The 20,598-nt window shown below is 47.6% G+C and carries 20 protein-coding genes and 2 other annotated features; all 20 genes read left to right on the top strand.

The genetic code is table 11. The features are described from left to right. Positions 1-301 precede the first annotated feature (301 nt). The 20 genes from MHB85_RS24795 (at position 302) to MHB85_RS24700 (ending at position 20,590) form a co-directional block, all read left to right on the top strand. Positions 302-1,834 carry a LysM peptidoglycan-binding domain-containing protein gene (locus tag MHB85_RS24795; RefSeq protein WP_244661158.1) on the top strand — a complete coding sequence of 511 codons (1,533 nt, stop codon included), beginning with the start codon at positions 302-304 and terminating at the stop codon, positions 1,832-1,834. Between the two features lie 155 nt (positions 1,835-1,989). After that, positions 1,990-2,271, top strand: a binding site (T-box leader). Between the two features lie 67 nt (positions 2,272-2,338). Further along, positions 2,339-5,005: a valine--tRNA ligase gene (locus MHB85_RS24790; protein WP_105601129.1), complete on the top strand. Its 2,667-nt coding sequence runs from the start codon at positions 2,339-2,341 to the stop codon at positions 5,003-5,005. 78 nt (positions 5,006-5,083) lie between these two features. Further along, the gene (locus tag MHB85_RS24785; RefSeq protein ID WP_091011917.1) at positions 5,084-6,460 is read left to right on the top strand and encodes a bifunctional folylpolyglutamate synthase/dihydrofolate synthase; all 1,377 of its coding nucleotides are present in this window, start codon (positions 5,084-5,086) and stop codon (positions 6,458-6,460) included. 56 nt (positions 6,461-6,516) lie between these two features. Continuing rightward, entirely contained in the window at positions 6,517-7,836 is a 1,320-nt protein-coding gene (gene murC / locus MHB85_RS24780) for a UDP-N-acetylmuramate--L-alanine ligase (protein ID WP_244661167.1), read from the top strand. A gap of 118 nt (positions 7,837-7,954) precedes the next feature. Next, entirely contained in the window at positions 7,955-9,184 is a 1,230-nt protein-coding gene (locus MHB85_RS24775; protein WP_192136252.1) for an SPOR domain-containing protein, read from the top strand. 145 nt (positions 9,185-9,329) lie between these two features. Then, on the top strand, positions 9,330-9,572 hold the full coding sequence (locus MHB85_RS24770) for a DUF4321 domain-containing protein (RefSeq protein ID WP_036605903.1): 243 nt from the start codon (positions 9,330-9,332) through the stop codon (positions 9,570-9,572). 94 nt (positions 9,573-9,666) lie between these two features. Next, positions 9,667-10,278: a Maf family protein gene (locus MHB85_RS24765; protein WP_244661157.1), complete on the top strand. Its 612-nt coding sequence runs from the start codon at positions 9,667-9,669 to the stop codon at positions 10,276-10,278. Positions 10,279-10,315: 37 nt separating this feature from the next. Further along, a complete protein-coding gene (gene radC, locus MHB85_RS24760; RefSeq protein WP_091011896.1) occupies positions 10,316-11,005 on the top strand; it encodes a RadC family protein in 690 nt (229 codons plus the stop codon). A 183-nt stretch (positions 11,006-11,188) separates the two neighbouring features. Next, complete coding sequence (locus MHB85_RS24755) at positions 11,189-12,223, top strand: rod shape-determining protein (RefSeq protein WP_017692612.1); 1,035 nt, start codon at positions 11,189-11,191, stop codon at positions 12,221-12,223. 185 nt (positions 12,224-12,408) lie between these two features. Beyond that, positions 12,409-13,281 (top strand): rod shape-determining protein MreC, encoded by an 873-nt coding sequence (gene mreC, locus MHB85_RS24750; protein ID WP_192136250.1) that lies wholly within the window; start codon positions 12,409-12,411, stop codon positions 13,279-13,281. Beyond that, complete coding sequence (gene mreD, locus MHB85_RS24745) at positions 13,281-13,814, top strand: rod shape-determining protein MreD (RefSeq protein ID WP_091037552.1); 534 nt, start codon at positions 13,281-13,283, stop codon at positions 13,812-13,814. Before mreC ends, mreD begins: the two co-directional genes overlap by 1 nt. A gap of 74 nt (positions 13,815-13,888) precedes the next feature. Then, positions 13,889-14,551: a septum site-determining protein MinC gene (gene minC / locus MHB85_RS24740; protein WP_017692615.1), complete on the top strand. Its 663-nt coding sequence runs from the start codon at positions 13,889-13,891 to the stop codon at positions 14,549-14,551. Between the two features lie 3 nt (positions 14,552-14,554). Further along, positions 14,555-15,349 (top strand): septum site-determining protein MinD, encoded by a 795-nt coding sequence (gene minD, locus MHB85_RS24735; RefSeq protein WP_053783092.1) that lies wholly within the window; start codon positions 14,555-14,557, stop codon positions 15,347-15,349. Positions 15,350-15,497: 148 nt separating this feature from the next. Further along, positions 15,498-16,346, top strand: a complete 849-nt coding sequence (locus MHB85_RS24730) for a M23 family metallopeptidase (protein WP_192136249.1) — start codon at positions 15,498-15,500, stop codon at positions 16,344-16,346. Next, complete coding sequence (locus MHB85_RS24725; protein ID WP_091011902.1) at positions 16,339-17,199, top strand: M50 family metallopeptidase; 861 nt, start codon at positions 16,339-16,341, stop codon at positions 17,197-17,199. The genes MHB85_RS24730 and MHB85_RS24725 overlap by 8 nt, the downstream gene beginning before the upstream one ends. Before the next feature lie 106 nt (positions 17,200-17,305). Further along, positions 17,306-18,556: an Rne/Rng family ribonuclease gene (locus tag MHB85_RS24720; protein ID WP_036605911.1), complete on the top strand. Its 1,251-nt coding sequence runs from the start codon at positions 17,306-17,308 to the stop codon at positions 18,554-18,556. A gap of 56 nt (positions 18,557-18,612) precedes the next feature. Continuing rightward, positions 18,613-18,697, top strand: a sequence feature (ribosomal protein L21 leader region). Positions 18,698-18,711: 14 nt separating this feature from the next. Next, on the top strand, positions 18,712-19,023 hold the full coding sequence (gene rplU, locus MHB85_RS24715; protein WP_017692620.1) for a 50S ribosomal protein L21: 312 nt from the start codon (positions 18,712-18,714) through the stop codon (positions 19,021-19,023). 14 nt (positions 19,024-19,037) lie between these two features. Continuing rightward, positions 19,038-19,367: a ribosomal-processing cysteine protease Prp gene (locus MHB85_RS24710; protein WP_036605912.1), complete on the top strand. Its 330-nt coding sequence runs from the start codon at positions 19,038-19,040 to the stop codon at positions 19,365-19,367. Positions 19,368-19,390: 23 nt separating this feature from the next. Further along, positions 19,391-19,702, top strand: coding sequence for a 50S ribosomal protein L27 (gene rpmA / locus MHB85_RS24705; protein WP_017692622.1), 312 nt, complete (start codon positions 19,391-19,393; stop codon positions 19,700-19,702). 90 nt (positions 19,703-19,792) lie between these two features. Next, positions 19,793-20,590 carry a Spo0B domain-containing protein gene (locus MHB85_RS24700; RefSeq protein ID WP_223199765.1) on the top strand — a complete coding sequence of 266 codons (798 nt, stop codon included), beginning with the start codon at positions 19,793-19,795 and terminating at the stop codon, positions 20,588-20,590. Positions 20,591-20,598: the final 8 nt, after the last annotated feature.

Here is a 20,598-nt window from a genome sequence, read left to right as displayed (position 1 = left end):
CGCCTAAAAGCTTTCTGAAAGAACGCTGCATCGGAAGCATATGCTTCGCCGTTATCCCCGGATTTGCTCTTTGAAGAAGGGAATCAAAAAAAATCTGGGGATAACAGTGATCGGAAGGTTATTCTGTCATCGAGTGGCTAGGTGCAACATTCTCTATTTCGCTTTATATAACAAGGTTTTTCAAAAGGTGGCATGCTCATCTCATTCAAGGCATATAGATGGGGTAACGAAGGATTTGGACCATGGATCAGTCCCATGAGAAGGATCATGGTGAACATATGCCGAAAGGAGGACGCCACCTTTGTTGAATCAACCTTATGGTTTGCGGTTCGATATTTATGAGCGCGTTCATTTGTCTGAGGGAGTCCCTGCGATTGAGGAATTGGAGGAAATTGAACTATACCCGCGCATTCAAGTCATAGGGCAGGATGATCATGCCACGTTAAGAGGGCATCTTTTGCTTACAGGTGCGTACAGAGGAGAAAATGAGGCTTCAGAGGAGCTCAAACATTTCATTCCCGTGGAGATCACAGTGCCTCTGAACCGGGTCAGATCGATTGAGGATATTTCCATCGAGATCGAAAATTTTGACGTGGATCTGTTATCCAATCGTAGTCTGAATATTACTGGCGTTTTGTCGCTGCGAGGCATCGAGGGCTTTCCTGTTGAAGAGCCACAAGTTTGGTCAGCAGATGAATTTACGGTAGTCCACTCACCGGATGCTCAGCAATCCAACCGTTCCGATGAAGCAGAACAGACAGGTAGCGACCCCAACACATTTGCACAAGAGTATCTGCTCCAGCGGAGTGAGGAAGAGAGACTTGCGAATGCGGCAGAACTTGCATATGGTGCCCCGGAATATCATCAGGAATATGCGAACTTATCATCGGCCGAGTCACTTCAATCTGAGGAGCAAAGTGCGGAGTATGCTAACGAAAACAGACAACCTGATGCAGACGAAGATCCCGCATCTCTGACAGAGAATGGAGATGAATTGGCATCCCATGAGCAATACAGTGAACCTTCTCCGATCTCGTCATTTATGGCTGAGACCGCTGATCGGTTAGCTTCTTACCCTGAGTCGGAACCAGTGCTGCCTCTGGAAGAAGAGTCTTTAGCGTGGTCCGAGCCTTCTGGGGATGCATTGCCTGAGGAGCCTAGAAATTCAGATCAAGTAGTCCCAGAGCCTACTGCTCAATCATCTAATGAGTTTGCAGCACCAGATGTACCGGACGCACCAGATGTATGGCATTTCGAATCAGCGAGATCTGTACCTCAGCAGGAGAATCAGGCAGTTGATGTTCCGGTTGAACCACAGGCGGAGAACTGGCAAGGTGTATTCGGTTCGTCCGAAGCAGGCAATGCAGAGGAAGAACGTCCGTCTTTTGAAGCGACTGGGGTAGATGAGTTTGTGCAGAACGAAGCATTTGTTCCTGAACCTGTTGCTGAGACGGAAGACAAGCCGGAGCTGAAGGTTGCTTTTGGCAGCAAAAAGGAATCCGCACCACGACAAGAGGAGGGTGTAGGTATCTCTTCCTTGTTATCCTCTGGCAGATCAGCACGGGATGCTGAAGTAGAGAGAGGCGAAGAGGTTCCAGTCGGTGTGATACAGGAAGAAACGTATGCACCTGAGGATGTGGAATGGAAGAATCTGTTCCTGGGAACGATCGTGGACCAGACGCCATTCCGTAAGGTGAAACTGTGTATCGTCCAGCGGGAAGATACACTGGATGCCATTGCAGATCGATACCAATTGAGCACGAGGGAACTTCAGTTGTATAACCGATTATCTGAACAAGTTGTGGAAGAAGGTCAGATATTGTACATCCCTTAATCCGTAGTTAAAGCCTTCGTTACGACCCGTGATCCCCTTGAGGATTGCGGGTTTTTGCATGTTTCGTCCTAAACCTGCATTCCAGCGCTCTTTATCCGCTGTTGTCAGGTTGACTATCGCGCACGAGCAAGGTATGATGTGTGTAGGTTTTTTGAAGAACAACGTGGAACGGGAGTAGTAGACAGTATGACCTTTCAGAGAGTGGAATTGCAACGCTGTGAGATTCCGCAGGAACCAACTGATCGAAGTCGCCCGGGAGTTGCCTGTTTGAATACAAGGGATAAATGAGATTTATCGTCATTTATTTCTGAGGTAGGATGGGCCGGTAGCAGCCGTTATCTGCTTGAAGTGTCACGTCATGTACAGAGGGTGAAGTCTATCTTGCTGTTGGCGTGAAACAAAGGTGGTACCGCGAAAGCTAACCTTTCGTCCTTTGATGGATGAAAGGTTTTTTTTGTTTTTTTTGGCGAAGATGATGAAGATGAAGTAACGGAGGAATGACACATGTCTGAGGAAAAAAAATCAGCTGCAACAGAAATGCCGACCACTTACGATCCTAAAGCGGCAGAGGACAAATGGTACTCCACCTGGATGGAGCGCGGATATTTCAAAGCCGGTCAACGTAAAGATGCCGAACCGTATACGATTGTAATTCCACCCCCAAATGTGACCGGGATGCTGCACATCGGGCATGCGCTCGACTTTACACTACAGGATATTCTGATCCGCACCAAACGGATGCAGGGTTATGATGCACTGTGGCTTCCGGGTTCCGACCATGCAGGTATTGCTACCCAAACCAAAGTGGAGCAGAAGCTGCGTGAAGAAGGTCTGACCCGTTATGATCTGGGACGTGAGAAGTTTCTGGAGAAAGTATGGGACTGGAAAGATCAATATGCAACTACCATCCGTCAGCAATGGGGCAAAATGGGATTGTCGCTTGATTACTCACGTGAACGTTTTACGCTGGATGAAGGTCTGTCCCAAGCGGTTCGTAAAGTATTTGTTCAACTGTATGAAAAAGGCCTTATTTACCGAGGCAAACGCATCATTAACTGGGACCCGGTGAACCGGACAGCTCTGTCCGACATTGAGGTTGAATATAAAGAGGTTCAGGGTCATTTGTACCATCTGCGGTACCCGCTCAAAGATGGAAGTGGCTACGTTACCGTGGCAACAACGCGTCCAGAAACGATGCTGGGTGATACAGCAGTTGCTGTTCATCCGAAGGATGAGCGCTATGCAGATATGATTGGTAAAGTGCTTGTACTGCCTATCATTGGACGAGAAATTCCAATTATCGCTGATGATTACGTGGATAAAGAATTTGGAAGTGGTGCTGTTAAAATCACGCCTGCGCATGATCCAAATGACTTTGAAGTAGGTCTTCGTCATGACCTGCCTCAGATTACGGTAATGGATGAGAGCGGCACAATGAATGCTGAGGCAGGCAAGTATCAGGGACTGGATCGCAGTGACTGCCGCAAGCAGATTGTTGCTGACTTGAAAGAGCAGGGCGTATTGATCAACATTGAGGATCACACGCATCAGGTGGGACACAGTGAACGTACGGGAGCTGTTGTTGAGCCGTATCTGTCTACACAGTGGTTCGTTGAGATGAAGCCACTTGCAGAGAGAGCGATTAAGAAGCAACAGAGCGGCGAAGGGGTTAATTTTGTTCCAGATCGTTTTGAGAAAACCTATCTGAACTGGATCGAGAACGTTCGTGACTGGTGTATTTCCCGTCAACTGTGGTGGGGACATCGTATTCCGGCCTGGTATGATGAGGAAACGGGTGAAATCATTGTATCTGCTGAAGATCCGACAACGCTGCCAGAGTATGCTGGACGCAAGCTCAGACAGGACGAAGATGTACTCGATACTTGGTTTAGCTCCGGCTTATGGCCGTTCTCCACGCTAGGCTGGCCGGAAGATACGGAAGATCTGAAACGTTATTATCCGACAAGTGTACTTGTGACAGGGTATGACATCATATATTTCTGGGTTGCACGTATGATTTTCACTGCACTGGAATTCACGGATGAGATTCCGTTTAAGGATGTGCTGATGCATGGTCTTGTTCGTGATGCAGATGGACGCAAAATGTCCAAATCATTGGGCAACGGTGTAGATCCGCTGGATGTGATCGAGAAATATGGCGCAGACGCAATGCGTTACATGATCTCAACCAGCAGCACGCCAGGCCAGGATCTCCGTTTCCGTTGGGAACGGGTGGAGCAGGCTCGTAATTTTGCCAACAAGATCTGGAACGCTTCGCGCTTTGCATTGATGAATCTGGAAGGATTCACTTATGAGGAACGTGACATTAGCGGAGAGCTTGGTACAGCGGATTATTGGATTTTGCACCGTCTGAACGAAACTTCCCGCGATATTACGCGTCTAATCGAAGCGTATGAGTTTGGGGAAACGGGTCGTGTGTTGTATAACTTTATCTGGGATGACCTGTGTGACTGGTACATTGAGTTTGCTAAGCTGTCCTTCTATGGGGAAGATCCGGTTGCCAAGAAGAAAACACAATCCGTGCTGGCTTATGTGCTGGATCAGACCATGCGCCTGATTCATCCGTTTATGCCATACATCTCCGAAGAGATCTGGCAGCATCTGCCACATGAAGGTGAGACGATTACGTTGGCAGCATGGCCGGTATATGATCCTGCTCTGGAGAACCCGGAGGCTGTTGCCGAGATGAACCTGCTCATGGATACCATTCGTGCAGTTCGGAACATTCGTGCAGAAGTGAACGTGCCTATGAGCAAAAAGATCGAATTGATGGTAAAAGCAAATAGCCCTGAAGCGTCCAGCATCATCGAACGTAACAGTCATTACATCAAACGTTTCTGTAACACGTCCGAGTTCGATAGTGGGCTGGATCTAAGCTCCCCGGATAAGGCGATGACTGCAATCATCACAGGGGCAGAACTATACTTGCCGCTGGCTGGTCTTATTGATATCGAACAGGAAGTGGCTCGCCTGGAGAAAGAGTTACAGAACCTTGAGGGCGAAGTACTCCGTGTGGAGAAAAAGCTGTCGAATCAAGGCTTTGTTGCCAAAGCGCCTGCCAAGGTTATTGAGGAAGAGCGCGCCAAGCAAGCAGACTATTCCGATAAACGGGATAAAGTGATTGCACGAATCAAGGAACTGAAAGGTTAATATACTTGGGTCGGATGGAGAGCCATTATGCCATCCGGCCGCTTTTTTCACTCAAACTCGGGACCGAAGGTGAATCAGATGACGGAATTAGACGGGACAGATGCAGCAGCTCCTTTACTTACGTATAACGAGGCCGTGGACTGGATCAATGGCCTTATTCCTTTTGGCATTCGACCTGGATTGGAACGAATCGAGAGTCTGATGTCTATGTTAGGCAATCCTCACCAACGTCTCAAATTTATTCACGTCGCGGGAACGAACGGCAAAGGTTCGACTTGCGCTTTTTTGACGTCAGTGCTTCTTCAGGCTGGATATGATGTGGGTACCTTTACGTCGCCTTATATCACCAAGTTTACGAACCGTTTTCAATACAACGGCGAGGATATTCCGGAAGAGACTTTGTTGAAGATCTCTAACCGTCTGCGCCCGTTGGTTATGGAAATGGCATCTACTCCGCTTGGTTCCCCAACGATGTTTGAGGTGTCCACGGCTCTCGCGCTTCTGTATTATGCAGAAGAGTGCTACCCTGATGTTGTGGTATGGGAGACGGGGCTGGGGGGAAGGATGGACGTAACGAATATTGTTTCGCCTGTTGTGTCCGTCATCACCAACATTGGTATGGATCACACGGATGTGCTTGGAGATACGATTGAGCAGATTGCTGGAGAAAAGGCAGGCATTATCAAGCCGGGAGTACCCGTTGTGACCTGCGCGACGCAACCTGAAGCTGTGAAAGTGATTCAGGAGAAAGCACAGCAGCTTCAATCAAGCCTGTATTTGGCTGGAGATCAATTCTCTTATCATCGACTGGAGAGTAATGAGAACGGACAATCTTTTCATTTTACCGGCCCGTTTCGTGATCTGGACGTTCGCATACGCATGCAAGGCTCACATCAATGTGACAATGCTGCGGCCGCACTGATGGTGCTTGAATTGCTTAGACAATACATGGCATTTATGCTGGATGACAACGATATTGCACTTGGACTGGAGAATGCTTTCTGGGCAGGAAGATTCGAAAAAGTCGTCGATGAACCCCGAATTGTGCTTGATGGAGCACATAATCCGGAAGGGGCAGAGTCACTGGCCAAGAGCATTGTGGATGTCTATCCGCACAACAAGTTAATTTTGATGATGGGTATGTTGGCAAATAAGCATCACGAAGCGTATTTGCAGCATATACTGCCACTAGTGGATACGCTGATCCTGACCGAGCCAGATTTCCGACGCAAAATGGATGCAGCCGAATTGCTGCAGATTGTCGAACGGGTACGTCCCGCCATTGCGAAGCAGGAACTGGAAATCATCGTCGAGCCCGAATGGGCAAAGGCACTTGATCTATTGAAGTCACGGACGGAAGCGGAAGATCTGGGGGTGGTCTCCGGCACACTGTACCTGATTGCGGATGTGCGGGCAGCCCTTTTGCATCAAACCGATTCTGAAAAAGGTTGGTGAAAGTTTTGTTAAATACATCGGAACACGTTCATTTTATAGGGATTGGCGGATATGGCATGAGTGCCATCGCAAGAGTTATGTTGGAAATGGGATACACCGTTACCGGATCGGATGTCGCTTCACAGGAGTTGACCGAGAAGTTGGCAGCCAAGGGAGCGAAAATATATATCGGACATACGGCAGAGCACGTCACTGGAGCAGATCTGGTTGTCTACTCTACGGCAGCGCCTGCTGATAATGTGGAACGGGTAGCAGCTGCAGAGCTGAACATTCCGATTCTGCATCGTTCCCAGATGCTTGCACGTTTGTTGAACGAACGTAAAGGTGTGGCTGTAGCCGGAGCTCACGGTAAAACAACCACTTCATCCATGATTGCACTTGTTATGGATAAATGTGATACGGACCCGACATATATCATTGGCGGAGAAATCATGAATGTGGGTACCAACGCGAAGGCCGGTCAAGGCGACTGGGTAGTCGCTGAAGCGGACGAGAGCGATGGTTCGTTTTTGCAGTACCATCCATGGCTCGGTATTGTAACCAATATTGAGGCAGATCATTTAGAGAATTACAACAGTGATTTTGAGGAGCTCAAAAGGGCTTATGTCCAGTTCCTGAGCCAGATTCGTCCGGAAGGAACAGCGATTGTGTGTTCTGACGACGAGAATGTTCAAGCGATTTTGCCAGAACTCAAGTCACGGATTACAACCTATGGTATTGATCGTGCTGCAGATTATACGGCAACGGATATTGTATTGGGCGATCGCCGTATCTCCTTTACGATGAATCATCAGGGTGCTGCTATGGGCACGGTGGAATTATCGGTGCCGGGTAAACATAACGTTTATAATGCGATGGCTACTGTGATTACCTGTCTGGAAGCAGGCATTCCATTTGAGAAGATTGTGGCAGCTATCATCCAGTTCCACGGAGCCAAACGCAGATTCCAGGTATTGGGCGAGGCGCGCGATATGCTGATCATCGATGATTATGCTCATCACCCAACTGAGATTGAAGCTACCATTAGTGCAGCGAAAGCAACGGGCAAACGTATTATCGCGGTATTCCAGCCACAGCGTTATACGCGTACGTTCTTCCTGCTGGATGCGTTCAGTCGTGCTTTTGCGGAAGCGGATGAAGTGCTTATTACGGATATCTATTCTCCTGCGGGCGAAAAACAGATCGAAGGGGTAACCTCAGCCAAACTGGTTGAACTGATTGTTCAAAACAGTAATGCTTCTGCACGTTACCTCCCTACAAAAGAAGAAGTTGTAGCTGATCTGCAGCATCGTTTGCAGCCAGGAGATCTTGTGATTACGATGGGTGCAGGTGATATTTGGAAAGTCGGCGATACACTTGCCAAAAGTTTGAAATAAATCAATTGAGAAAACGCCTGTCTTCGATACGAAGCAGGCGTTTTTTTTGCGTTATATGGAATGTATTCTCCAGTCTCTGCATATAGCTGATATAAATGGGACAAAGGAGAGGGTGCGGGTGAGCAATGCTAGAATGACGTTTCGCTTCGGGGATCATGAGTCGGACAAGCCTGAAAATAAGAGGAGTTCCGCGTCCAGTCCATTGGTGACGTTAAGTGAAGAGTTACCGCATAATCAACCGCTAACGCCTAAGCAGATGGATACAACCCCATCATGGACGCCTGAGGATATCCCCGGAGACTGGGGAGAGACGGTGCTGACAAGCTCTACTGTACCTGAACCTGACGAGCGGGTGAGCCCTGATTCGAACTTGAACTTGGATGAGGCTCATTATTTTGGAAACCGTTCCGGTTACGGTTATGTTAGTCACACCGATAATCCGGAGGAAGAGCGTCATGATCTGTCCAATACCCATGATGATCAAGGCCACGACTGGCTTGTAGATTCGGAGAACTATTCCTATAAGCGCAATCGCCCTCCAAGAGGCTGGAAAATGATTGGTTCTGTCACTGGGGCACTTGTTACCGGAGCGCTTTTTGGCATGGTTATTCTTTCATTTTTTAATAAAGAAGGAGCCCTAAAGCCAGGCAATCTTCTTCCCGTCAATCAGGCAGTTTCCACTGTGACGGGTCAGGAGGGGGCAGCAGGTACAGAACAGCAGGTACAGACAGCGGCTACTGGCAGCACGTATTATGCACTTCAATACGGCGTGTTCAGTTCTCCTGAACGAGCTGAGCAGGCCAAGCTTGAGCTGGCTCAGGCTGGTATATCCGCAGGGTCTGATCCTGAAGATGGCAATCGAGTATATGCAGGCATTTCGGCTGATCGTGAAGAGGCCAAGCTACTTAGCTCCAGGCTAAAAGCTCAGGGAGTCGAACTGTATGTCAAGGAGATCGTGAACCCTGAGATCAATCCGGCTATATTCGGTGGCAAGCAAGAGGATGTGCAGCTTTTCTTCACAAACAGTTCTGCACTGGTCGAACAATTGTCTACCTTGTCCATTCAGCAGTTGGGACAATCCGCACCGACAGCAGTCTCTGCAGAAACGATGACCGCGATTCAGAATAAGCACCAGTCGTGGTTAACCGGTTTGAATAGCCTCTCACCCGGCCTGACTGCGGAGGTACAACCTATTGTTGGTGGAATGGAGAAATCAATGAACGATGCAATAACGGCTATTGCAGAGTACAACAAGAACCCGGATGATGTGCACATGTGGTCTGTGCAGTCCGATCTGATGGAATATGTACTGCAGCAGAAAAAATGGCTCGAAGCGATTAAGCAGTAACATGCTCTTTCCCATAACAACGCTTGGAAATACTCATCCGGCAAGGAACTGGAAATAGTTCCCCTTGCCGGATTTGTGTTTGTATTGGCGTACAAAACCCCGTATAATAATGTGGGTGTCAAAAAATGGCGAGGGAAGATTACCGATGAAAAAAAACTTCGGCATGTTATTGCTGTTTCTGCTGCTCGGCTGGATGGCCGGAGCGTGGATCGCCAAGGCACTGCAGCCTGTAAAGGCAGTAGCCTTTCTTACGAAAGCCACGACCATACGTTGGTCGCCACAGGCTGATCTGGATATTATCAGTTATAATATTTCACTTCAATTTCAAATGAGCCTTCTGAGTCTGATCGGTATGATTGCCGCTGTGTGGCTGTATCGCAGACTGTAGGAGAATGACGAGTTATGACGAAAAAAATTAAACCAGTGACATCTATTATCGTGATCCGGACAGGATGTTGCCGTGGCATAAGGAGCCGTTCATTTTGGATAACACACAACAGCGCCCTATTATTCTGGCCTCCACATCGCCTCGGCGCAAAGAACTGATCGCATCACTCCACCTAGCGTTTGATGTAATACCAAGTCATGCCAATGAAGATACACCACCAGAGTGGACACCTGAACAGACGGTACAGGAACTTGCTTTGCGCAAGGCGCTTGCCGTGTATCGCGGGCTTGAAGGCCGCGAGCAGGAAGCCATTATTGTTGGTAGTGACACCGTTGTTGTTCTGGATGGTGAGATTCTAGGCAAACCCTTAGACGAAGCGGATGCTGAACGTATGTTATCAAGGCTGCAGGGCCGCGTACATCGGGTGTTCACGGGCGTCGCTTGTATTGATGCGGGCAATGGACAGTCGTTAGTTCATTACCGCCAGACCGATGTAACGATGAAAGAGCTGTCGGATGCGACCATCCGTGCTTATGTGCAGACAGGTGAGCCTTCAGATAAGGCAGGATCATATGCCATTCAGGGCATGGGTGCTTCACTGATCGACCGCATTGAAGGATGTTATTTTAATGTGGTTGGCTTGCCGCTATCTTTGTTAAGTGATATGTTGGACGGGTTCGGCGTACATGTGCTGCCACGAACATGAATGAAGCCAAATGTTGTGAAATGAAAAGAGGGAACATATGGAGTCGCCTCAATACATGATGCGCGACATCCCCCAGGAAGAACGCCCGAGAGAACGCATGATGGAATACGGGGCGGGCGCCTTAAGCCATGCTGAATTGCTGGCAATTTTACTTCGAACAGGCACAAGACAGGAATCCGCGGTGCATATGGCACAGCGGATTTTGGCCGAAGCGGGTGGCATTCGCTCGTTGATGGATTTGAGTTTGGAAGAACTGACCACGATGAAAGGGATTGGCAATGCCAAGGCTGTGCAATTGAAAGCTGGCATTGAGCTGGGTCATCGGATTGCCAAGAGCAGACTCATACAGTCGACTTCAATTCGTACACCGCGTGATGCAGCTGATATCCTGATGGAACAATTGCGTTACTTGCAAAAAGAACATTTTGTGTGTCTTTTTCTGAATAGCAAAAATCATATTATTGCCCAGGAAACACTCTCCATGGGCAGCCTTAACGCTTCGATTGTACATCCACGTGAAGTGTTCCGGGCTGCCATCAAATGCAGCAGCGCATCGATTGTGTGCGCACACAACCATCCGAGTGGTGATCCTACGCCCAGTCCGGAGGATATCCAAATAACCAAGAGACTGATTGAAGCAGGCGCTATTGTTGGCATTGACGTGCTTGATCATATTATTATCGGAGATGGAACGTACGTAAGTTTGAAGGAGAAGGGCTTAGTATAATATAATGGTTGGCGTTGATGTTTTCCTATGAATGTTAACGGCGTTGTCCGTAAAAGATAGGTTCACTTTACAAATGCAAAAAAACAAATGCGAATATTAGCTCCACGTATTGCGTGGGAATAAAATTATTACGCTCTGGATCAGAATGGAGCGGCTATATGAGGCAGAAAAGGAGATTATGTTATGTTTGGTGGTTTTACGAAAGATTTGGGTATTGACTTGGGGACAGCAAATACGTTGGTTTATGTACGAGGAAAAGGAATTGTGGTGCGAGAACCTTCGGTTGTCGCTATACGGACAGATACAAATAGCATCGAGGCAGTAGGTGAAGCCGCCAAAAAAATGATTGGACGTACACCAGGTAACATTCGTGCCATTCGTCCAATGAAAGATGGCGTTATTGCCGATTTCGATACAACGGCAACGATGATCAAATATTTCATCCGTGAGGCGCAGAAACAGCGCTCCATGTTCCAGCGTCATCCAAACGTGATGGTATGTGTACCATCCGGGATCACGGCAGTAGAACAACGTGCGGTTGAAGATGCAACCAAACAGGCTGGAGCACGTGAAGCCTATACGATTGAAGAGCCTTTTGCTGCTGCAATCGGTGCAGATCTGCCTGTATGGGAACCAACGGGTAGTATGGTTGTCGATATTGGTGGCGGCACAACGGAAGTGGCTGTTATCTCTCTTGGTGGTATTGTAACGAGCCGTTCGGTTCGTGTAGCAGGTGACGAGATGGATGAATCCGTTATCCAGTACATCAAACGCCAATACAATCTGATGATCGGTGAGCGTACATCGGAGCAATTGAAGATGGACATCGGATCAGCTATGCCATTGGAACAAGTAGAAACGATGGAAATTCGTGGACGTGACCTTGTAACAGGTCTGCCGAAGACAATTACGATTACTTCGGACGAGATCAGTGAAGCGCTGGCTGATACCGTGAATGCAATTGTTGAAGCGGTAAAAGTAACACTGGAAAAATGCCCGCCTGAACTTGCTGCCGATATCATGGATCGGGGTATCGTTCTTACAGGTGGTGGGGCGTTGCTTCGCAACCTGGACAAGCTTCTCGCTGGTGAGACAGGAATGCCTGTCATCGTGGCTGAGAACCCGCTGGATTGTGTAGCGATCGGAACAGGTAAAGCGCTAGAGAATATTCATTTGTTCAAAAGCAGAAGCAGTTCGGCAGTTCGTTCCAAACGTTAATTGGTATTTGCCTAACTTGGCATAGCGACCAAGTGGTAAGATATCTTTATAGAGGACCCGGTTAACCCCGGGGATGAGCTATTACCCGCTTAACAGGGGAGGATCGGCTGATATTCTCGCAGGGACTACAGGTCTGACAGTCTCCCCGCCGGGCATGGCTCGGAAGAGAATATGGATGTTAGAGGGTGTTCGAACTGTTTAAACTGCTAGGCAACAAAAGACTTTTTGTTTTGCTGGTGGGCCTTGTTACATTTATCGCGTTAATGGGCTTTACGCTCAGTCCGCGAACCACTCTATCCTGGCCGGAGAAATTCCTGAAGGATTCAGTTGGATTTGTACAATACGTATTTTACAAGCCCGCTTCCTATGTAGCGGGCTTTTTCAAAGATGTAGCGAACATGCGTACGGTATATGAAGAGAATGAAGAGCTCCGCATCGCGATGGGTCACTATACCCGGGATCGGCTGAAGTACAATGATATGGAGCAAGTGAATGAGCAGCTTCAGAAAGCGCTCAATTTCACAGAAGAACAGAAAAATCGCTATAATTACGGTTCACGAATTGCTCAGGTTATCAGTGCCAATTCGGATCCAAATAGCAGAACCATTAACATTGATATCGGTGAAAATGCGGGAATTAAGCCGGGGATGGCCGTTACCTCCCAGGAAGGGCTGGTCGGCGTGATCAGTCATGTCAGCTCATATACATCAACGGTTAATCTGTTAACGTCCATGGATGCCAATGATCCGACATCCAATGCCATTGCAGCAACCGCAGTAGGTAAAGAGAAAGTGTTTGGTATGATTGAGAGCTACGATCCGAAGACGGGCATGCTCAAGATGACCAAAATCTCGGAGGATTCAAATATCAAAGAGGATGATGAGATTATCTCTTCCGGAATTATTAACAATTTTCCGAAGTACATGCGGATTGGTAAAGTGAAGAGTGTCGAGAAAAGTGAGTATGGTTTAACCAAAACAGCTACAATTGAGCCATACGCAAGCTTCCTTGATTGGAAAGAGCTGATTGTCATTATCCCGCCTGAGGTAAAAGAATAATGGTAACGCGCAAGCAAGTTCTATTCCTGTTACTATTCGTTTTGTTTATTGCGGAAGGCACAATTTTACCGTTGCTCATCCCTTCTGGCTGGCACATGCGTATTTCTGCCAATCTGGTCTATATCGTCATTTTGTTTATCGCTGTATATCATCATCGTCACACGGCACTAGTACTCGGTATATTTTTTGGACTATTGCATGATGTTGTATTCTACGGTGAGATGATTGGACCTTATGGATTCTCGATGGGATTATCGGCATATATGATGGGACTCATTTTTCAAGCACCACGTGCACCACTGCCGGTTATGGTATCGGTTGTCATTTTGGGAAGTCTGCTTAATGACACCATGCTATTTTTCCTGTACAAGCTCTTCCAACTTAACCACGTGACCTTTGACTGGGCGTTGATTGAATACATGATTCCTAATTTGTTCATTCATTTTGTGTTTGCCTTGATCATATATGTCCCGCTTCGGAAACAACTGGAGCGGATCGGCAAGAGACGGAGCAAGACAGAAGAAGCTTCCTAAATACATTTATGGAGCGCAAAGCAGGAACTTGGGGCCCCGGGCACGAAATGTAATGAGATGGGAGGGACAGGCTTATGACGGTAAAATCGAATCACGTAACGATTAAAGGCATCCGAGACGGCCTGGTTTTCCTGTTGGACGATCAATGTGAATTCGAGGAATTGCTCTATGAGCTCCGCTATAAGCTGGAACACAGCCATCAAAATATTTTGACCGGACCGATTGTTCATGTGGATATCAAGTTGGGTGCCCGCGAAGTGACAGAGGACCAGAAAGAAGCAATCCTCGATATATTGAAGCAAAAAGGGAATCTGCTTATTCGATCCATCGACTCACCTGCACTCCAACCGGAGGTTAAAGGACCACCGCCGATTGTAACCATGTGTGGTATGGTGCGTTCAGGTCAGGTGCTTCATCATGAAGGAAATCTCCTGTTTCTTGGGGATATCAATCCGGGGGGCACAGTGACGTGTACCGGAGATATATATGTGTTGGGTTCACTCAGAGGTATGGCTCATGCCGGAATTGGCGGGGACGAGGAAGCGATCATTGCCGCTTCGGTATTTGCACCGACGCAGCTACGGATTGCGGATATCATCAGTCGTCCTCCCGATGAATGGGAGAGCCGAGAGACCGGAATGGAATTTGCTTACTTACAGGACAATCAGATGCAGATAGACAAAATGAGCAATATCGTTCGGTTACGCCGAGATTTTAATGTGTTTAAAGGAGTGTAGCTCATGGGAGAGGCGATCGTGATCACTTCGGGTAAAGGCGGCGTGGGTAAAACAACCACCTCGGCAAACATCGGGACAGCGCTGGCGCTGCTCGGCAAAAAGGTTTGTCTGGTAGATACCGATATCGGCCTTCGTAATTTGGATGTCGTGATGGGACTCGAAAACCGTATTATTTACGATCTGTGCGACGTTGCCGACGGCCGCTGCCGTCTGAATCAGGCTTTGGTCAAAGACAAGCGTTTCGAAGAATTATACATGTTGCCTGCGGCGCAGACGAGAGACAAAAACTCAGTGTCGCCAGAACAGGTCAAGGATATTATCCTTGAACTGAAAAAAGATTTTGAATACGTTATTATTGATTGCCCAGCCGGCATAGAGCAGGGTTTCAAAAATGCGGTAGCAGGAGCAGATCAGGCCATCGTGGTCACTACACCGGAAAATGCTGCAGTACGTGATGCGGATCGTGTCATCGGCCTGCTGGAGAGTTCACACATTCAATCACCAAAGCTGGTGGTGAATCGAATTCGCAATAATATGGTCAAATCGGGTGACATGTTAGATATCGATGGTATTTTACAAGTACTTAATATTGACCTGATTGGCATCGTGCCTGATGATGAACTGGTCATCAAAGCTGCCAATTCAGGAGAACCTACGGTCATGAATCCGGATTCACTTGCGGCGATTGCGTATCGGAATATCGCACGACGCATTCTGGGAGATACGGTTCCATTGATGCAGCTGGAGCAGAAAAAGGGCGCTTTTACTCGTTTCAAAAAGTTCTTCGGAATGGGTTAACTCGTTAAACGAACTTATTCATAAAGCAATTACATGACAGCCGTGGCTTATAGCCCGGCTTTTTTTGTTACCTGCGGGCAGGCTTGTTCATATTATCAACCACCTCTTCATAGGATGTAGTAAACAAGCCTCGGCGGGAGGACATTTCATGAACACGAAACTCAGAATCAAGCAGAGACGAGAAGAACGCATCCGGCGACTGATGGATGGTGCCACTGTGGAGGTCTTACAGGAGCAAAAAGTAGGTTCGCTATTGGACAAGAATGAGATCATACACTCGAAACCATTTACGCCTAGTGAAGGTATACAGGAAAGAGATCCGGAATGGTTGTGGAAAAAAGAGAATGGTCATTTCGTTCCAGGGGGGCATTCGAGATTTAACCTGTTCAAGTCACTTCTCAAACGGACGGTCATTAGCGCTTTGATATTTGGCGGAGTATGGGGTCTATTTCAGTTGGATACATCGTGGACGACATCACCCAAAACAGTCATTGCGGATGCACTCCATCGGGATATGGATTTTGCCTCAGCAGCGGCTTGGTATGAACGGCATTTTGGAGGAACACCTTCGTTTCTTCCGGTCCTCGGACATACGACGGATGCCGTGAACGGATTGAAAGTAAGGCAGTTACTGGGCAAACCGATCTCAGGCACAGTGGTTCAGCCATTCGCGCTGAGCATGAAGGGAATTGAGATCGTTCCGGATGCCGCAGGTGCAGAACGTATACAGGTCGAAAGTTCTGATGCTGGGCGTGTCATGGAGGTTATCGGCGATGCAGCAAGTGGATTCACAGTTGTCATCCAACATACAGGCAATGTCACGGCAATATATGGTCGGCTGAACGAAAGTGAAGTGAGCGTGAACGATTGGGTGGAAGCGGGGAATCCAGTGGGGAGTCTCAAGGCTACGGGTGGTGAACAACCGGCCACGCTCTATTTTGCAGTCAAAGAGGGCGAGGAGTACGTAGACCCGGCGGAAGTTGTTGCCCTTGATTAGGGTGTGGGGAGTCCGTATTACGTTTCATCCGTTTTTTGTAATTATCATGATGGCCTCCCTTCTGACTGGACATTTTATTGAACTTATTACGTTGTTTGCCATCGTATTCATTCATGAATGTGGACATGCTGCGGCGGCGGCACTTCTGGGCTATCGTGTCTTGTCGATCCAGATGCTCCCTTTTGGAGGAGTAGCGGTTATCGAAGATGGAGGTACGATCACGGCCTACCGGGAAATCATGATTGCTCTGGCTGGTCCATTACAAAACATGCTGATGGTTGGCGTGGTTATGCTGTTGCAGTATGGCAATCTGGGCGATCCGGTATTTCTAAACTATATCATTCAGGGGAATCTGCTCATTGCTCTCTTTAATCTGCTGCCTGTACTTCCTCTCGACGGAGGTAAAATTGTTCAGGCACTTGTCAGTCTGTGGGCACCCTACTATACAACATTAATGTGGACTTACAGAATTAGCATTCTGTGTAGCGTAGGGGTGATATTATATGCGATAAGCCGATGGTTTACTGGAGACTACGGCCTACCGCTCAACATTCTGTTAATCGGCCTTTTTTTGTTCTATTCCAACGTAACGGATTACCGAAATGTGCCCTATCGCTTTATTCGTTTTCTTATGAATCGAGAGGGTGCGTTTGCTCGTCACGCGGCTACTGGCAGTTTGGCGCAGCCAATAATCTCATTCCCGGCGAAACCTTTGGACACTATTTTGCGTCTATTAAAGAGAGAAAGATACCATATGGTATACGTGATGAACAGACAGGGTCGAATTATGGCCGTATTGCCTGAGCAACGGATTATCGGTTCCTATTTTCAACAAAATGGTGATAAATTGTAGTGTTCTGGTGGACCTGTTCTGAAATGGGTTAATATATGTACAATGAGAATTGAAAAGATACTGAAATGGATGTGGATGATTTGAATTGTCTTCTAGAGGTGAAGCCATGAAACAAATGATAGTACATAATGAACATAACCTCATGCAAATGGCGCTTCTGGAAGAAGGCAAAGCTGTGGAATTTACGGCAGAACGTACACGCGATCGTGGACTGCTGGGTTCCTTTTTCAAGGGACGGGTCGTGAATGTGTTACCAGGTATGCAGGCTGCTTTTGTGGATATTGGTCAGAAAAAGAATGCTTTCCTCTATGTGGACGATGTGTTGCATCCCCATCTGGAGAAACAGCCCAAGGTGAAGCCTTCCATCTCGGAGTTGCTTCGTCCGGGTCAGGAAGTCATTGTTCAGGTTCTGAAAGAACCGGTAGGAGGCAAGGGAGCCCGGGTGACGACTCATTATTCACTCCCGGGCCGTTGGCTTGTCTACATGCCTGTTGCTGACTATGTAGCGGTATCCAAGAAAATTGCCCGTGAAGGGGATCGTTCCCGTCTTAAGGCACTTGGGGAGCAACTGAGGCGGGATGAAGAAGGACTTATTATTCGGACCGTATCTGGAGAAGAACAGCATGAGGCCATTAAGTCGGACTTGGAAACATTACGCGCGCAGTGGTATCTGATTCGTGAAAAAGCGGACAGTTTGCCTTCACCAAGCCTCTTGCATCGGGATCATAGCATGGTACAGCGAATCATCAGAGATGTGTATACGCCAGGGAGTGACGAAGTCATCACTGATAGTGAGGGACAAGCCCGTGAAGTAAAAGCATTGCTCGAAGAGATTAGTCCTGGTCATCAACCCAAAGTACAGGTGTATCGGGGAACAGAATCCATCTTTGCTGCCTATGGTGTGCAGGAACAGTTGAATAAGGATTTTGCCCGGAAGGTGTGGTTGCCCGGAGGCGGATACATTGTTATTGATCATACTGAAGCTCTGACTGTAGTGGATGTGAACACGGGTAAATATACGGGAGCTGGCGGTGATAGTCTGGAAGAGACCGTGACAGAGACCAACATACAGGCAGCAGTGGAGATTGCCCGTCTAATGCGCCTGCGTGATATCGGTGGCATGATTATTGTCGACTTCATTGATATGGAGGAAGCCTCGAATCGGCATGAAGTCGCAGCAACCTTGGAGGGTGAGCTCAAGAAGGATCGGACCAAAGCGTTTGTAATGGGTTGGACCAAGCTGGGCTTGCTCGAACTTACCCGTAAGAAAGTGCGGGAAGAAAGTACGTTGCCCTATGTGGAGCCGTGTTCTTCTTGCCATGGTACGGGAAAAAGATATATTTCACCTTTGCATTGATTTTTGATATATTGCGTGATATAATCTTCAAGTATGTGTTTAGCCTAATGGTCTTGCACATGCTGTAACCGCACTGGCCGGGTATAAGAACAGTTCCGCAAGGACACTGTCACCTGAGAACGGGCGAGTCTGAGACATGAGGAGGTGCAAGGCAAATGTACGCAATTATTGAAACAGGCGGCAAACAGTACAAAGTCCAAGAGGGCGATGTTCTGTTCATCGAGAAATTGACTGCGAACGATGGCGAAAGCGTAACGTTCGACCGTGTCCTGGCTGTATCTAACGATCAAGGTTTGACAGCAGGTACACCATTGATTTCCGGAGCTACTGTAACGGCTAAAGTGGAGAAACATGGCAAAGGACAAAAGGTTATCGTATACAAATACAAACCTAAAAAGAACTACCATGTGAAGCAAGGTCACCGTCAACCGTACACTAAAGTAACTATCGAAACAATCAAAGCGTAAAGAAGGTGCGATAAGTGATTATCGTTCAAATCTTTCGTGATGAGGACGGGAACATCGAACGTTTTTCCATTGAAGGGCATGCTAATTTTGCCAAGCGGGGAGAAGACATCGTATGTGCCGGGGTATCCGCTGTTACAGTGGGTACGGTGAACTCGATTGAAACATTGACCGGCGTTGAAATGGATGCCAAGATGAAGAATGGCTTTTTAAGCGGTTCTTTACCTTTGTTAGAGAGAGGGGAAACCTGGTCCCAGGTACAATTGTTACTCGAATCCATGGTGGTTATGCTCTCTAATATTGCAGAGTCATACGGGAAGTATATTAAAATACAGCAATTCAAATAAGCAAAGAAGGAGGACAACCAATCATGTTGAAATTAAATCTTCAGTTATTCGCATCGAAAAAAGGTGTAGGTTCCACGAAGAACGGACGTGACAGTAATGCTCAACGTCTGGGTGTTAAACGTGCTGATGGTCAAACTGTAACTGGTGGTAGCATTCTCGTTCGCCAACGCGGAACGAAAATTCACCCGGGAACTAACGTTGGCATCGGTAAAGATGACACTTTGTTCGCGAAAATCGACGGCGTTGTAAAATTCGAACGTTGGGGACGCGATCGCAAAAAAGTAAGCATCTACCCTGTTAATGTTGCTCCTGTAGCAGCAGCAGTAGAAGCGTAATATCGGCATTCCGCCTAAGGAGCCTTCGGCATTTTTGCCGAAGGTTTTTTGTATTCAACGGTTATTCGATAATGAACTGGCAGAAAAGACATGTTATACTTGGTTACGGTGGGTGTAGACCAACCGAGTTTTGTAGAACGGGGAGAAGCCATGAAATCTTGGAAAAGAGTGCCGTGGATTGCGGCATGTTCACTTCTGATTCCTTTGGTTTTCGTTATGTTGTATCCGGCGATAATCTCAAGCGCCGTGTGCGCATTGTGGTCCGTCGCAGTATTGCTTATTTCTGTGAATGCGATGAAGAAACAGGCGGAGGCGGAACGCAGAGCCATCATACAATCCATGGAAAAAACAGCAATTGCTTCATTAAATCATCATCGACACGACTGGATGAACGACCTTCAGGTGTTATATGGATATCTTCGGCTGGGCAAACTTGATAAATCCTTGCAATGTGTGGAAAGAATAAAAGAGCGGGTTACAGAAGAAAGCCGAATCTCCAGATTAGGTATTCCTTCCCTCGTATTTTATCTTCAGTCTTTTCGCGCCAGTGGAATTGCGCTGGACTTGCATGTGGAAATAGAAGATGAGTTGCAGCTTAGTGCTCTGGTCTCTCCCGAGGATGGCGAGTCACTTACCGGGGCGATTGCGGATGCAATCAGGGCCTATCAATATGGCGGCGGCCGGTCTTCTTGGGGAGAGGTTCGCAAACTGACCTTGAACTTCGGACAGGATCATGGAGATGTGGTTGTCCGACTGGACGGGGATCAAACACCCGATCCGGAAACACTACGGCAGCTTACTGCCGTACTCAAAGGAAAAAAAGTCAGAACGGAGCAGTTTCCGTCTGAGGATACGTTTATACAATTCAGAATGCCGTGTGGAATATAGGAAGAAGG

The organism is Paenibacillus sp. FSL K6-4396 (assembly GCF_038002525.1).
GTDB classification, from domain to species: domain Bacteria; phylum Bacillota; class Bacilli; order Paenibacillales; family Paenibacillaceae; genus Paenibacillus; species Paenibacillus amylolyticus_B.
The sequence above is the reverse complement of the archived record's forward strand: the minus strand, read 5'-3'. Positions and strand labels throughout refer to the sequence as shown.